The 15,556-nt window shown below is 75.5% G+C and carries 6 protein-coding genes; 1 reads left to right on the top strand and 5 read right to left on the bottom strand.

All coding sequences use genetic code 11. The features are described from left to right. Window position 1: 1 nt before the first annotated feature. The 5 genes from FHX73_RS37985 to ccrA all read right to left on the bottom strand — a co-directional run bounded on the left by FHX73_RS37985 (window position 2) and on the right by ccrA (window position 6,762). Window positions 2-1,075, bottom strand: a complete 1,074-nt coding sequence (locus FHX73_RS37985; protein ID WP_145910600.1) for an LLM class flavin-dependent oxidoreductase — start codon at window positions 1,073-1,075, stop codon at window positions 2-4. A gap of 44 nt (window positions 1,076-1,119) precedes the next feature. Then, on the bottom strand, window positions 1,120-2,154 hold the full coding sequence (locus FHX73_RS37980) for a beta-ketoacyl-ACP synthase 3 (RefSeq protein WP_145910599.1): 1,035 nt from the start codon (window positions 2,152-2,154) through the stop codon (window positions 1,120-1,122). Beyond that, entirely contained in the window at window positions 2,151-4,052 is a 1,902-nt protein-coding gene (locus FHX73_RS37975) for a fatty acyl-AMP ligase (protein ID WP_246214139.1), read from the bottom strand. The genes FHX73_RS37980 and FHX73_RS37975 overlap by 4 nt, the downstream gene beginning before the upstream one ends. A 71-nt stretch (window positions 4,053-4,123) precedes the next feature. Beyond that, the gene (locus FHX73_RS37970; protein ID WP_145910598.1) at window positions 4,124-5,344 is read right to left on the bottom strand and encodes a cytochrome P450; all 1,221 of its coding nucleotides are present in this window, start codon (window positions 5,342-5,344) and stop codon (window positions 4,124-4,126) included. Between the two features lie 68 nt (window positions 5,345-5,412). Continuing rightward, on the bottom strand, window positions 5,413-6,762 hold the full coding sequence (ccrA, locus tag FHX73_RS37965; protein ID WP_145910597.1) for a crotonyl-CoA carboxylase/reductase: 1,350 nt from the start codon (window positions 6,760-6,762) through the stop codon (window positions 5,413-5,415). A gap of 380 nt (window positions 6,763-7,142) precedes the next feature. Between ccrA and FHX73_RS37960 the strand changes: the two genes are divergently transcribed. Next, window positions 7,143-15,554: a type I polyketide synthase gene (locus tag FHX73_RS37960; protein ID WP_145910596.1), complete on the top strand. Its 8,412-nt coding sequence runs from the start codon at window positions 7,143-7,145 to the stop codon at window positions 15,552-15,554. Window positions 15,555-15,556 lie beyond the last annotated feature (2 nt).

Genomic DNA, 15,556 nt, shown 5'->3' with positions numbered 1-15,556 from the left:
CTCACCTCGGCTCGAACTTCCTGAGCAGCGGCAGCAGTTGGTCGCCGATCCGGGCGATCTCCCGCTGGTAGGGCGTGTCGGAGAGCACGAAGTGCGTCACCCCGAGCTCGCGGTAGCGCAGCAGCGCGTCGGCGACCTCCCGGGCGGAGCCGACCAGCCAGGTGCTGCCGGCCCCCGCCCCGCCGTAGCGGCCCGGCGCGGTGTAGAGGCAGCTGTCCAGCACCTCGCCCCGGTCCACCAGGTCGAGCAGGCGGCGCTGGCCGACCGCACCGCGGCGCTGCGCCGCCTCCGGGTCGTGCGCGCCCTGCCGCGCCATCCGGGCCACCTTCTGCTCGGCCGCGCGCCAGGCCTGCTCGCTGGTGTCCCGCACCACGGTGGTCACTCGCAGCCCGAACTCCAGGGGCGGGTGCGGGCGTTCGAGGCGCTCGCCGAGGGCACGGAGCCGGGCGATCCGCTCGGCCACGCCGTCCAGCGGCTCGCCCCAGAACAGTTGGACGTCGGCCTCGCGCGCCGCCACCTCCTCGGCGGCCGGGCTCGCACCGCCGAAGTACAGCGGCGGGTGGCGCCCCTCCTCGGCGCCCCACGGGCGGGGCCGGAGCGTGGAGTCCGTCACCCGGTAGTGCTCGCCGTGGAAGGTCACCCCGTCCTCGCCCCACAGCCGGCGCACCAGTCGCAGGAACTCCAGGGTGCGCGCGTAGCGGCGGGACTGGTCGAACTCACCGTCGCCGTAGGCCGCCGGGTCGTCCAGGCCGCTGACCACGTTGACCAGCACCCGGCCCCGGCTGAGCCGGTCGAGGGTGGCCGAGGCCGCGGCGAAGTTCGCCGGGTGCCAGTAGCCGGGCCGCACCGCGATCAGCGGCTTGAAGGTGGTGGTGCGGGCGGCCAGAGCCGCCGCCACCGTGAAGGTGTCGGGCCGGCCCCAGCCGGTGCCGAGCAGCGCGCCGGCCCAGCCGTGCCGCTCGACCGCGAGCGCGAGCTCGGTCGAGTGGTCGAGCGTGTCCCAGTCCTCGCGCACCTCGTCGCCGCGGTGGCCGGCCTCGACCGTGTTCGGGATGTACCAGAGGTGTTCGCCCATGTCGGCCTCCCCTGTTGCTCGTTGACTACCGGTGGTGGGCCCGGTCACGGCAGCACGACCACCTGGCCCGCGTACGCCAGGCCCGCACCGAAGCCCACCAGCAGGGCCAGGCCGCCCGGCTCGACGGCGCCCTCGCTGAGCAGCCGCTCCATCGCGAGGGGCACCGAGGCGGCCGAGGTGTTCCCCGCCTCGGCGAGGTCCCGGGCCACCGCGACGTGCTCGGGCAGCTCCAGCGCCTTCACGGCCGCGTCCACGATCCGCAGGTTCGCCTGGTGCGGGATGAACGCGGACAGCTGCGCCGCGCCCACCCCGGCCGCCGCCAGCGCCTCCCGGCCGACCTCCGGCACGGTCGCCACCGCCCAGCGGAACACCGCCTGACCGTCCATCCGCATGGTCGGCCAAGCCCGGCGCGGCTCGGTGTCGGCCTGGCGGGCTGCGGTGCCGGCCGGCCGCAGCTCCGTCCACGGGCCGGTGTGCGCGATCGCCGCCGCGCGCGAACCGTCCGAGCCCCACACCACCGGCCCGATCCCGGGCGCCTCCGCCGGCCCGACCACCACCGCGCCGGCGCCGTCGCCGAACAGGAAGGCGGTGCCCCGGTCGGTCGGGTCGATGATGTCGCTCATCCGCTCCGTGCCGGCCACCACCACGTGCCGGCTCTGCCCGGAGCGGACCAGTCCGTCGGCCAGCGCGAGGGCGTGGCAGAAGCCGGCGCAGGCCGCGCCCAGGTCCATCGCGCCGGCCTCCGGCGCGCCGATCTGGTGCGCCAACCGCGGTGCTGCGGGCGGCGACTGCTCCAGGTTCGACATGGTCGCCAGGATCACCGTGTCCACCGAGTGCGGCGGCACGCCCGCGTGGGCCAGCGCCTTGAGCGAGGCCGCGGCGGCCATGGCCACCAGGGTCTCGTCCGGCGCGGCGAACCGGCGGGTGGCGATGCCGGAGCGCCGCCGGATCCACTCGTCGCTGGAGTCGATGGCCGGCGCCACCTCGTGGTTCTCCACCACTCGGCTGGGCCGGTAGGCGCCGACGCCGAGGATCCGCGCGCCGCCGACCGGCGCCGGTGCCCGCAGCAGCCCGGTCACCGCCCGGCCTCCACCCGCTCGCGTGGCGCCGCGGCCTGCGCCGCCCCGAACTCGCCGTCCAGGTAACGGCGTCGGGTCTCCCGGCGCTGCACCTTGCCGCTGGAGGTCTTCGGCAGCGAGCCCCGGCGCACCAGCACGATCTCGTCCGCCTCCAGGCGCTGGCTCTCCTGCACGGCGCGGCGGATCCGCTCGCGCAGCTGCTCGCCGCCGCCGCGCAGCGTCCGGCCGTCCGCCTCGACCACCAGGACCAGGCGCTCCGCGCTGCCGTCGTCGGCGGAGAACGCCGCCGCGCAGTTCGGGTGCAGGCCCGGATCGGCGTTCTCGGCGGAGAGTTCGATGTCCTGCGGGTAGAAGTTGCGGCCCTGACGGATCACCACGTCCTTGATCCGGCCGGTGACGAAGAGCTCCTCCCGGTGCCAGAAGCCGAGGTCGCCGGTGCGCAGCCAGCTGCGCTGCTCGGCGCGGTCGGCGCGGCGGGCCCGGAAGGTCTGCTCGGACTCCTCGTCGCGGCCGTGGTAGCCGGCGGCGACGCACGGGCCGCTGACCCAGATCTCGCCGACCCGACCGTCCGTCAGGGTGGCGCGGGTCTGCGGGTCGACGATCCGCACCAGGCTGTCGCCGACCACGCCGCCGCAGCCGATGCTGGGGACCACGGCGCTCCCGGCCTCGGATTCGGTGTCGGCCTCGGTGTCGGCCGCCTCGGCGTCGGGGGCCGGGGCCTCGACCGCCCGCCCGGCCCGCAGCTCCTCGGCGGAGAGCCACAGCACGGTCGGCAGCCGGTCCTCGGGGCTGCCGGTGGCCTTGAGGGTGTTCTCGGCCAGGCCGTAGCCCGGGCACATCGCCTCCGGGCGGAACCCGGCCGGGGCCAGCGCCCGCTCGAAGGACCTGATGGTCTGCCAGCGCACCGGCTCCGCCCCGTTGGCCGCCACCCGCCAGGAGGAGAGGTCCAGGCCCGGCGCGAAGTCGCCGTCCGCGACCGCGCGGGCGCACAGCTCGTAGGCGAAGCTCGGCGCGGCGGCGTGGGTGCCGCGGAACCGGGAGATCGCCTCCAGCCAGCGCGCCGGGCGGCGGACGAACGCGTCCGGGGCCATCAGGTAGGACGGGATGCCCGACCAGAGCGGCAGCACCACGCCGAACAGCATCCCCATGTCATGGAAGAGCGGCAGCCAGTTCACCACCCGGGCGTCGCCCCGGGTGGGCCAGAGCCGGTCCGTCTCGTCCACGTTGCTGCCGAAGTTGGCGTGCGTCACCCGTACGCCCTTCGGCGTGCCGGTCGAGCCCGAGGTGTACTGGAGCAGGGCCAGCTCCTGCGCGCCGATCGGGCGCGGCTGCCAGCCGGCGAGCACCTCGGGCGCCTGCCGCTCGGCGGCCGCGGCCAGCGAGTCCGGGTCGTGCAGGGTCAGCCCGGCCAGCTCGGGCAGGGTGCCGAACCGCTCCTCCAGGTCGCGCTTCACCTCGGGGGTGGTGAGCAGCACGGTCGTCCCGGCGTCGTCGGCGATCTTCCGCAGCCGGTCCAGGCCGCGGGCGCGCGACGGCACCTGCACCGGCGCCGCCGCCACGCCCGCGTACATGCAGCCCAGCAGGTCCGCCACGAAGCCCAGCCCGGACGGGTGCAGCAGCACCACGCTGCGCCCGCCCAGCCCGAGCGCGGTCAGCCGCGCCGCGACCTGCCGGGCCCGCAGGTCGAGCTGGCGGTACGTCAGGGTTTCGGCGACCTCCTCCCCGTTGCGCAGGAAGGCGTACGCCAACTCGTCCGGCTGCTCGGCGCTGCGCCGCGCGAGCACCTCGGGCAGGCTCGGCAGCGCCGCAGGAACGCTCGGCAGTGCCTCGGGGAGGCTCGGCGCCTCGGAAGGGCTCGGCAGCGCGCTCGGCGCGGCACCAGGAACGCGATCGGTCATGGCAGGCATCCTCGATATCGCTAAGAGCGGGCGGGGCGGGTCCGGGCGGACGGGTCGGGCGGTCCTGGGTCTCAGGCCGCGACCAGGCGCACCGGAAGGTGGGTGAGGCCGTGGAACTGGTACGAGCGCAGCCGCCGGGCGGGGCCGGCCGGCTGGAACTCGGCCACCCGCTCGACCAGCGTGCGGAACATCAACTCGACCTCCAGCAGGGCGAGGTGGCGGCCGATGCAGAAGTGCGGGCCGCCGCCGCCGAAGCCCAGGTGGGGGTTCGGGTCGCGCCCCACGTCGAAGGTGAACGGGTCGTCGAACACCTCCTCGTCGCGATTGGCCGAGGTGAGGTGCGCCATCACCTTGTCGCCCGCCCGGATCAGCTGCCCGCCGAGTTCGACGTCGGTGACCGCCGTGCGCCGGAACACCTTGGTCGGGGTCTCCCAGCGGACGATCTCCTCCGCCGCGGTGGTCACCAGCGACGGGTCGGCCTTAAGGCGCGCCCACTGCTCCGGGTGCGCCATCAGGGCCTGCACCCCGCCGGCGATCGCGTACCGGGTGGTCTCGTTGCCCGCCACCGCGAGCAGCACGAAGAAGGCCTGGAACTCGCTCTCGGTCAGCTCGTTGCCCTGGGCGTCGGCGCTGACCATCCGGGAGACGATGTCGCCCGCCGGACAGCCGCGCCGCTCGGCGCCCAGCACGGCCGCGTACTGCCCCATCTCCTGCGCGGCCACCCGCGCCGCCCGGGCGCCGCCCGAGTCCGGGTCGGCCTCCCCGGCCACGCCCTTCGACCAGGCGAACAGCTTGTGCCGCTGGTCCCGGGGCACGCCCATCAGCTCGGCGATCACCACGATCGGCAGCTCGGCGGCGACCTGTTGGACGAAGTCGCCGCCGCCGGTGCGCAGCGCCTCGTCGACGATCCGCTCGCACTCGGCGGCGATGCGGTCGCGCAGCTGCTCGATCATGCGCGGGGTGAAGCCGCGGTTCACCAGGCTGCGGACCCGGGAGTGCTGGGGCGCGTCCTGGTTGATCATCATCATCCGCTGCATCCCGATGGCCACCTCGTCGTACTCCATCGGCTGGGCACCGGCCAGCTCGGAGGAGAACAGCTCGGGCTTGCGGGCGATCCAGGACACGTCCGCGTGCCTGGTCACCGCCCAGTGGCCGGTGGGCAGTTGGGGGTCGGTCTGCCAGTACACCGGGGCCTGGGCCCGGAGCACGGCGAAGTCGTGGTGCGGGGGCGTGGGGACGTACCGATCCGGGTCGAACACGTCGATACCGGTCGGGACGGTGTGCGAGGTCATCCAATGCTCCTCGGACGGCAGCGGTCGGCGGCGCTGCGGGTGGGCGGCTCGGAGGTGGTGACGGTCGGTCAGCCGACCAGGGCCGGTCCGCGGTCCTCGGCCAGCGGGCTCAGCCAGTCCTCGCCGAGCCGGGCCCGGGTCGCCGGGTCGGTGACGCCGAGGCCGGGGCGGTCGGCCAGGCAGAGCACGCCCACCTTGCCGGTGTGGCCGTTGGTCTGCACCAGTCGGGCGGCCTCGCCGATCTCCGCCAGCGGGTAGACCCGTGACACCACCGGTGCCAGCAGGCCGAGTTGGTAGAGCCGCATCATCTCGGCGGCCTCGGCCAGGTTCATCCCGTGACTGCCGATGATGCGCTTCAGGTTCATCCAGAAGTAGCGGTTGTCGAAGGTGTGCTGGTAGCCGGTGCTGGAGCCGCAGGTGATCACCGTGCCGCCGCGGCGGGCCACGATCACCGAGATGCCGAAGGTGGCCTTCCCGACGTGGTCGAACACGACGTGCGGGTCCTCGCCGACCTGCTGGCGGATCGCCCGGCCCAGCCGCTTCGCCAACTCCACGGTCTCGCCGGTGGATTCGGGGGCCCGGCCGATGCCGATCTCCTCCCGGTTGATCACCACGTCGCAGCCGAGCCGGCGGACCAGGTCGGCCTTGTGCTCGGAGTTCACCACCCCGACCGGGATGCCGCCGCCGTTCTTCACCAACTGCACGGCGAACGCGCCGAGTCCGCCGCTGGCGCCCCAGATCAGCACCACGTCGCCCTGCTTGATCCGGGCACCCCGGTCGCTGACCAGCATCCGGTAGGCCGTGCCGCCGCACAGCGGGATGCTCGCCGTCTCCTCCCAGGTCAGGTGCGGCGGCTTGGCCACCAGCTGGTTGGCCCGCACCACCGTGTAGTGCGCCAGGCCGCCGAAGTTGGTCTCGTAGCCCCAGGCCTTCTGGTCCGCGCCGAGCATGCCGTCGGAGTGCGTCACCGGGTCCTGGTCGTCCACCACCGCGGTGCTGACCGCGACGTGGTCGCCGACCTTCCAGCGCCGCACGCCGGCGCCGGTGCGCACGATCACGCCGGCCGCGTCGGAGCCGATCACCTGGTACGGCTGGTCGTGCCGCGCGGTGTAGCCGCCCGCGCGGGCGTAGCGCTTGAGCGCGTCGAAGGTCGACACCGGCTCGAAGGTCGCCGACCAGACGGTGTTGTAGTTCACCGAGCTGGCCATCACGGCCACCAGCACCTCGTCCGGCGCCAGCTCCGGCAGCGGCACCTTCCCGACGCGCAGCGAGCGGCGGACGTCCTTGTCCGCAACACCCTGAAACATCGAGACATCTTCTTGTCGCAAATGCGCGGCGGTGTAATCCTGCGGCAACGCAAGACTCGCCAGCTCCTCCGCCGGCGCGTCCCGCAGGACCGCCTCGGTCAGCTCATCCACCTGAATTCCCCTCACCCCGGAAGACGGTTGTCCGGACCTTCTCAATGGTCGTCGCCGACGCTACGCGAGCACCTTCCGGACTGGGAACCCCTAACCCTCCCGACCCCCTGACGATCGATTAATCAGCAGGTCAGAGGCCATCATTGGATCCCCGAGGCAGCTCGCGACCCCAGTCGGGCGCGACGCCCGGGCCGACAGTTAGGGGTGGACCGGAAAACCCGCGGACGCGGATACTTCCAGGACGCGCACCGATCCGGACGAACACCGCACGGAATTCCGGGCCGGACTCCACTCGGAACGAATTGTGAGCGGCCGGGGAATTCCCGGCCGAATCGCCGGACGTCAACGCCGAACACTGCTGAAGGGGTGTCACCGCCACCATGACGAGCCAGGAACAGCGACCCGCCCCCGGAACCGGGACACCCGGGCTGCCGCCCACCGCGGTCGCCGTGGTCGGCCTGGCCTGCCGGCTGCCCGGTGCCCCCTCCCCCGACTCCTTCTGGACCCTGCTCGCCGAGGGCCGCAGCGCGATCGGCCGCCCGGCCGCCGAGCGCGGACTGGACCCCGGGCTGCCGCCCGCCGGGTACCTGGACCTCGTCGACCGCTTCGACGCCGACTTCTTCGGCCTCTCCCCGCGCGAGGCGGCCGAGACCGACCCGCAGCAGCGCCTGCTGCTCGAACTCGGCTGGGAGGCCCTGGAGCACGCCGGGATCCTGCCCGCGGCCCTGCACGGCACCCGCACCGGGGTGTTCGTCGGCGCGATGGCCCACGACTACCGGCTGCTGAGGAACCGTCAGGACGCGCCGCCGGCCTCCCGGCACACCCTCACCGGGCTCGGCCACGGCCTGCTCGCCAACCGGATCTCCTACACCCTGGGGCTGCACGGCCCCAGCCTCACCGTCGACACCGCCCAGTCCTCGGCGCTGGCCGCCCTGCACCTCGCCCACCGGGCGGTGCGCGACGGCGACTGCGAGCTGGCGCTGGCCGGCGGCGTCAACCTGATCCTGAGCTCCGGGAGCACCGTCGAGGCGCGGGAGTTCGGCGGGCTGTCGCCGGACGGGCGCAGCTACGTGCTGGACGCCCGGGCCAACGGCTACGCCCGCGGCGAGGGCGGCGGGCTGGTGCTGCTCAAGCGGCTCGACCGCGCCCGCGCCGACGGTGACCCGGTGCACGCGGTGATCCTGGCCAGCGAGACCAACCACGGCGGCGCGGCCGACGGGCTCACCGTGCCCAGCGCCACGGCGCAGCGGGAGCTGATCCGGCTGACGCTGGGGCAGTCCGGGGTCGCGGCGGCGGACGTGCAGTACGTGGAGCTGCACGGCACCGGCACTCCCGTCGGCGACCCGATCGAGGCGGCGGCGCTCGGCGAGGTCTACCGGGCGGCGGACGGCGGCGGGACGAGGCAGGAGGGCGACGCACTGCTGGTCGGCTCGGCCAAGACCAACGTCGGCCACCTGGAGGGCGCGGCGGGCATCGTCGGGTTCCTCAAGGCCGTGCTCAGCATCCGGCACCGGCAGGTCCCGGCCAGCCTGAACCACCACACGCCCAACCCGCGGGTCCCGCTCGACCGCCTGGGCCTGCGGGTGCCCGACGCCCTGGCCCCCTGGCCCGACCCGGAGCGCCCGCTGATCGCCGGGGTGAGCTCCTTCGGCATGGGCGGCACCAACTGCCACGTGCTGCTGACCGAGGCGCCCGCCACGGCCGACGCGCCGGCCGACGACGCCACGACGCCCGTCCGCCCCGGCGGGGTGGCCTGGCCGCTGTCCGGACGCACCGAGGCCGCGCTCCGCGCCCAGGCGGCCCGACTGGCCGAGCACCTCGACGCGCAACCGACCACGGAACCGGCCGACTTGGCCGACCTGGCCGAGGAGGCCCGGGTGGCGGTCGCGCTGGCCACCACCCGCACCCGTTTCCGGCACCGGGCCGTACTGCTCGGCGAGCACCGGGCCGAACTGCTGGACGGTCTGCGGGCGCTGGCGGAGGGGGCGGCGAGCCCCCGGACCGTCCTCGGCACCGCGCCCGCCGGGCCGACCGGCGGCCTCGCCCTGCTGTTCTCCGGCCAGGGCAGCCAGCAGGCCGCCGCCGGGCGCGAACTGTACCGGGCGGTGCCGGAGTTCGCGGCCGCGCTGGACGAGGTGACCGCCGCGCTCGACGCCCGCCTGGACCGGCCGCTGCGCGACCTGCTGTTCGCCGAACCGGACTCCCCCGAGGCGGCGCTGCTCGACCGCACCGAGTACACCCAGCCCGCGCTGTTCGCGCTGGAGACCGCCGTCCACCGGCTCGCCGAACAGCGCGGCCTGCGGCCCGCGTTCGTCCTCGGCCACTCCATCGGCGGGATCAGCGCCGCGCACGCCGCCGGGGTCCTCGACCTGGCCGACGCCGCCACCCTGGTCACCGCGCGGGGCCGGCTGATGCAGGCCGCCCGGGCCGACGGCGTGATGACCGCCGTCCAGGCCGGCGCCGACGAGGTCGCGCCGCTGCTCGACGCCTACGACGGGCGGGTCTCGCTCGCGGCGGTCAACGGGCCCGAGGCGGTGGTGCTCTCCGGGGACGCCGAGCCGGTGGCCGAGCTGGCCGCCCGGTTCGCCGAACAGGGCCGACGGACCCGGACGTTGCGGGTCAGCCACGCCTTCCACTCGGCCCACATGGACAGCGCGGTGGCCGAGTTCCGCCGGATCGCCGCCGGGCTGCGCTACCGGGCGCCGCGGCTCACCGTGGTCTCCGACGTGACCGGCCGGGTGGCGGGCCCGGACGAGCTGGGCTCGGCCGACTACTGGGCCGAGCAGATCCGCCGCCCGGTCCGCTTCCACCAAGGGGTGCTCACCCTGGCCGAGTTGGGCGCGGGCGGGTACGCCGAGGCCGGCCCGGGCCAGGTGCTGGCCTCGCTCGCCCGGCAGACCCTGGCGACCCGCCCGACCGCCGACGGCCTGCGCCGCCCGGTGGTCCCGCTGCTGCGCGGCGGCGACGCGGAGCCGGCGAACCTGCTTCGGGCGCTCGCCGAACTGCACGTCAACGGAGTGGAGTTCGACTGGTCCGCAACCCTCGGCCGGCCCGGCGGCGCCCGGGTGGCGCTGCCCGGCTACGCCTTCCAGCGCGAGCGGTACTGGTTCACCGACGCCCCGCAGAGCACGCCCGCACCCCAGACACCCCAGACACCCCGAGCCGCCCAGGCCGCCGGGCTGCCGCAGGTGCTGGCCGCCGTCGCGGCCGTGCTCGGGCACCAGGACACCGCCCGGGTGGACGCCGACCGGTCGTTCCGGGACCTCGGCCTGGACTCGCTCGGCGCGGTCGAGTTCAGCGAGCGGCTCAGCTCCGCCACCGGGCGCGACCTGCCGGCCACCCTCACCTTCGACCGCCCGACCCCGCGCGCGGTGGCCGAGTACCTCGCCGAGGAGGTCGGCGCCTCCGTGGCGGCATCCCAGGTCCGCCACGCCTCGGACGAGCCGATCGCCATCGTGTCGATGGCAGGCCGGTTCCCCGGCGGGGTGAACTCCCCGGAGGAGCTCTGGGAGTTGGTGCGGGAGGGCCGGGACGCCATCGGCGCCTTCCCGACGGACCGCGGCTGGCCGCAGGAGCTCTACCACCCCGACCCGGCCGAACCGGGGCACAGTTACACCCGTGAGGGCGGGTTCCTGTACGAGGCCGGGGAGTTCGACGCCGAGTTCTTCGGAGTCTCGCCGCGCGAGGCCGCCGCGATGGACCCGCAACAGCGGCTGCTGCTCGAAGTCGCCTGGGAGTCCCTGGAGCGGGCCGGCATTCGGCCCGCCGACCTGCGCGGCACCCGCACCGGCGTGTACGCGGGCCTGACCCAACTCGACTACGGGCCCCGGCTGCACGAGCCCGCCCCGGGCCACGAGGGCCACCTGCTGACCGGCAGCACGATCAGCGTCGCCTCCGGCCGGGTCGCCTACACGCTCGGCCTGGAAGGCCCGGCCGTCACCGTCGACACCGCCTGCTCCTCCTCCCTGGTGGCCATCCACCTGGCCGCTCAGGCCCTGCGCAGCGGCGAGGCCACCCTGGCCCTGGCCGGCGGCGTCACCGTGATGTCCACCCCGGGCATGTTCACCGAGTTCAGCCGCCAGCGCGGCCTGGCCCCCGACGGCCGGTGCAAGCCCTTCTCCGCCGACGCGGACGGGACGGGCTGGGCCGAGGGCGTGGGCGTGCTGGTGCTGGAGCGGCTCTCGGACGCCGAGCGCAACGGCCACCAGGTGCTCGCCGTGATCCGCGGCAGCGCCGTCAACTCCGACGGCGCGTCCAACGGCCTCACCGCGCCCAACGGCCGGGCGCAGCAGCGGGTGATCGCCGAGGCGCTGCGCCGCTCCGGCCTGACGGCCGGTGAGGTGGACGTCGTCGAGGCGCACGGCACCGGGACCACGCTGGGCGACCCGATCGAGGCCGCCGCCCTGGTCGAGGCCTACGGACGCGACCGCACCGGCGAACCCCTGTGGGTCGGCTCGCTCAAGTCCAACGTCGGCCACATGCAGGCCGCCGCCGGCGTCGGCGCCATCATCAAGACCGTCGCCGCCCTACGCCACGGCATCCTCCCCAAGTCGCTCCATTCCGACGAACCGTCAACCCTCGTCGACTGGAACGCCGGCATCTCCCTCCTCACCACCGAACGCACCTGGCCCGACCTCGACCGACCCCGCCGAGCCGGCGTCTCCTCCTTCGGCATCAGCGGCACCAACGCCCACCTCATCCTCGAACAAGCACCCGCACCCGCCACGCTTGAGGAGCCGGAGCTCGACCTTCCGCTGATCCCCTGGGTGCTCTCCGCCCGCACCCCGGCAGCCCTGCGCGCCCAGGCGGCCCGCCTGCTCGAAGCGAGCACCACCGACCACGTCAGCACGGCCCGCGCACTGGCCGCCACCCGCACCCACTTCGAGCACCGCGCCGTCGTCACCGGCACCGACCACCAGACCCTGCGCACCGCCCTCACCGCCCTCGCCACCGGCGAGACCGCCCCCACCACCGAAGCCCACACCAACGCCCGCACCGCCTTCCTCTTCACCGGCCAGGGCAGCCAACGCCCCGGCGCCGGCCACGAGCTCTACCAGACCCTCCCCGCCTTCGCCGCCGCCCTCGACGACGTCACCAAAGCCTTCGAACCCCACCTCGAACACCCCCTGCACGACATCCTGTTCGCCGCACCCGACTCCCCCGAAGCAGCCCTGCTCAACCGCACCGCCTACACCCAACCCGCCCTCTTCGCCCTGGAAACCGCCCTCTACCGCCTGGTCCGGACCGTGCTGCCCGCGCCGGACTTCGTGGTCGGCCACTCGATCGGCGAGATCGCCGCCGCGCACGTGGCCGGCGTGCTGACCCTCGACGACGCGGCCGCCCTGGTCGCCGCCCGGGCCCGGCTGATGGACGCGCTGCCCGAGGGCGGCGCGATGGCCTCGGTCGAGGTGCCGGTGGCCGAGGTCGAGGCGGAGTTGGCGCAGTGGTCGGGCCGGGTCGCGGTGGCCGCCGTGAACGGCCCGCGCGCCACCGTGGTCTCCGGCGAGCTGGAGGCGGTCGAGGAGGTGGTGGCCCGCTGGCGCGGCCGGGGCCACCGGGCGGCCCGGCTGCGGGTCAGCCACGCCTTCCACTCCCCGCTGATGGCGCCGATGCTGGCGCAGTTCCGTGAGGTCGCCGAGGGGCTGGCGTACGCCGAGCCGCAGCTGCCGGTGGTCTCGAACGTCACGGGTCGGATCGCCGAGCCGGGCGAGCTGACCGATCCCGGGTACTGGGTGCGGCACGCCCGCGAGGCGGTGCGGTTCCACGACGGGCTGACGGCGCTGCGGGCGGCCGGGGTCCGCCGGTTCATCGAGATCGGGCCCGACGCGGTGCTCAGCACCCTGGCGCAGACCGCGCTCGCCGAGGACGAGGACGAGGCCACCTTGGTCGTCCCGACCGTGCGGCGCGACCGCGCCGAGGTGCCCGGCCTGCTCGCCGCGTTCGCGACGCTGTTCGTCGACGGCGCGGAGCTGGACTGGCCCGCGCTGCTGGGGCGTTCGCCGCTGCCGGTCGCACTGCCGAGCTACCCGTTCGAGCACCGCCGGTACTGGCTGGACGCGCCCGCCGTAACGTCCGCCGGGGCGACCGGGCACCCGCTGCTGTCCGGCGAGGTCGAACTCGCCGACGGCGGTGGCGCGGTGCTGACCGGCCTGGTCTCGCTCCGCGCCCAGCCGTGGCTGGCCGACCACGCCGTCGGGGGCACGGTGCTGCTGCCCGGCACCGCGCTGGTCGAGCTGGCGCTCCGGGCCGGCGAGTCGGTGCGCTTGCGGGCGCTGGACGAACTCACCCTGGAGGCGCCCGCCGTGCTGCCCGAGCAGGGCGCGCTGCGGCTCCAGGTGGTCGTCGGCCCCGCCGAGGAGCAGGGCGCGCGCCGGGTGACCGTGCACTCCCGGCCCGACGGCGCGGACCCGGCCGAGCCGTGGACCCGGCACGCCTCCGGCACGCTGGCGGCGGGCTCTGCCGACTCCCCCCAGCAGCAGGCCCCCACCTTCGACCCCGACCCGACCGGCGCCGAGCGCTTCTACGCCGAACTCGCCGCCGAGGGCTACGGGTACGGGCCGGCCTTCCAGGGCGTGACCGAGACCGGCCGGGCCGGCACCGAGTTGCACGCCGAGCTCCGCCTGCCGCCGGAAGTCGACCCCGCCGGCTTCCTGCTCCACCCGGCGCTCTTCGACGCCGCCCTGCACCCGCTGGTGAAGGGCCGGGGCGACCAGGGCGGCGGCCGGATCGCCCTGCCGTTCGCCTGGTCCGGGGTCTCGCTCGGCCCGGCCGCCCCTGCGGCGGCGGCCCGCGTCCGGGTGGTGCCGACCGGGCCGGAGAGCGCCCGGCTGGAGCTGACCGCTGCCGACGGCGGGATCGTCGCGACCGTCGCCGAACTGACGCTGCGTCAGGTCGAGGCGGCCCGGCTCGGCGGCTCGGAGGCCGCCGTGGCCCGGGACCTGCTGCGGGTCGACTGGCAGCCTGTCGAGCGGGCACCCTCGGCGCCGACCCTGTCGGTGGCCGTACTCGGCACCGCCGAGCCGGAGTTGACGGACGCTCTGCGGGCCGCGGCGACGATCCGTGAGCCTGCTGACAGCGAGGCCCCGGACGTGCTGCTGGTCCGCGCGCCGAGCGGCGCCGACGAGCCGTTGGGTGCCGCGCACGCGGCCGCCCAGGCGGTGCTGGCGACGCTGCAGGAGGTGCTGGCCGACGACCGCCTGGCCGGCACCCGGATCGTGGTGCTCACCGAGGGCGCGACCGAGGGCGGCGGGCCGCAGGCACTCGCGGCCGCCACGGTCTGGGGCCTGGTGCGCTCGGCGCGCAGCGAGCAGCCCGGGCGCCTCACCCTGCTGGACCTGGACGGCACCGCCAAGTCGCTGCGCGCGGTGCCCGCCGCGCTCGCCCTGGACGAGCCCGAACTGGCGCTGCGCGACGGCAGCTTGACGGTGTCCCGGCTGGTCCGGGCGACGGCCGCCGCCGGGGCACCCCGGGCACTGGACCCGACGGGCACGGTGCTGATCACCGGCGGCACGGGTGCGCTCGGCGCGCTGCTGGCCCTGCACCTGGCCCGGACCGGGCAGGCGAAGCGGCTGCTGCTGGTGAGCCGGCGCGGCCTGCTGGCGCCCGGCGCGACCGAGTTGGCGGAGCAACTGGCGGCGCTGGGTGCGGAGGTGACCGTGGCGGGCTGCGACGTGGCCGACCGGGCGGCGCTGGCCGACCTGTTGGCGCAGCTCCCGGCCGACCGCCCGCTGACCGCGGTGATCCACGCCGCGGGCCTGCTGGACGACGGCGTGCTCACGGCCCTGACGCCCGAGCGGCTGGCCGCGACGCTGCGGGCCAAGGCCGACGCCGCCTGGCACCTGCACGAGCTGACCCGGGGCGCCGACCTGGCGCGGTTCGTCCTGTTCTCCTCGGTGGCCGGCGTGCTCGGCACCGCCGGGCAGGCCAACTACGCGGCGGCCAACGCCTTCCTGGACGGCCTGGCCCGACACCGGCAGGCGCTCGGCCTGCCCGCCACCGCGCTCGCCTGGGGCCTGTGGTCGGGCCCGGGCGGCATGGGCGACCGGCTGGACGAGGCCGGCCGGTCCCGGTTCGAGCGCCTCGGCCTGGCCGCGATCGACGCCGAGCGCGGACTCGCCCTCTACGACGCCGCGCTGACCCGGCCGGACGCGGTGCTGGTGCCCGCGCCGACCATCCCGGCCGTGCTGGAGAGCCAGGCCTCCGCCGGCCGGCTCGCCCCGATCCTGCGGGCCCTGGTCCGCCGGCCGTCCGGCGCCGGTCCCGACCGGGCCCGCGCTCCCCAACGCACGGCGGGACTGGCCGAACGGCTGGCCGGGCAGCCCGTCGAGGCGCAGACCGCGCTGGTCGGCGAGTACCTGCGCGGCAAGGTCGCCGCGGTGCTCGGCCACGCCCCGCAGACGCTGAGCGAGAGCCGCGGCTTCCTGGACCTCGGGGTGGACTCGCTGACGGCGGTCGAACTGCGCAACCAGATCGCCGCCGAGACCGCGCTGCGGCTGCCGCCCACACTGCTGCTGGACCACCCGACGATCGGCGAACTGGCGCAGCACCTGCGGAGCTTGCTGGCCCCCGAGCCGGCCGCCCCGGGGGCCGACCGGCTCCGTGCGGACATCGAGCGGCTGGCCGCCGCACTGGCCTCGCTCGCGGACCCCGAGCGCGGCCCGCTGCTGGCCGACCTGCGCAACCTGCTGGCCCCGTTCGACCCGGTCCACGGCGACCTGGACGCGGCCACCGACGACGAGATCTTCGACCTGATCGCCACTGAGTTCGGCATCACCGGAAGCGAGGAGGACTGAGG

Source organism: Kitasatospora viridis (assembly GCF_007829815.1).
Classification (GTDB): Bacteria; Actinomycetota; Actinomycetes; order Streptomycetales; family Streptomycetaceae; genus Kitasatospora; species Kitasatospora viridis.
The sequence above is the reverse complement of the archived record's forward strand: the minus strand, read 5'-3'. Positions and strand labels throughout refer to the sequence as shown.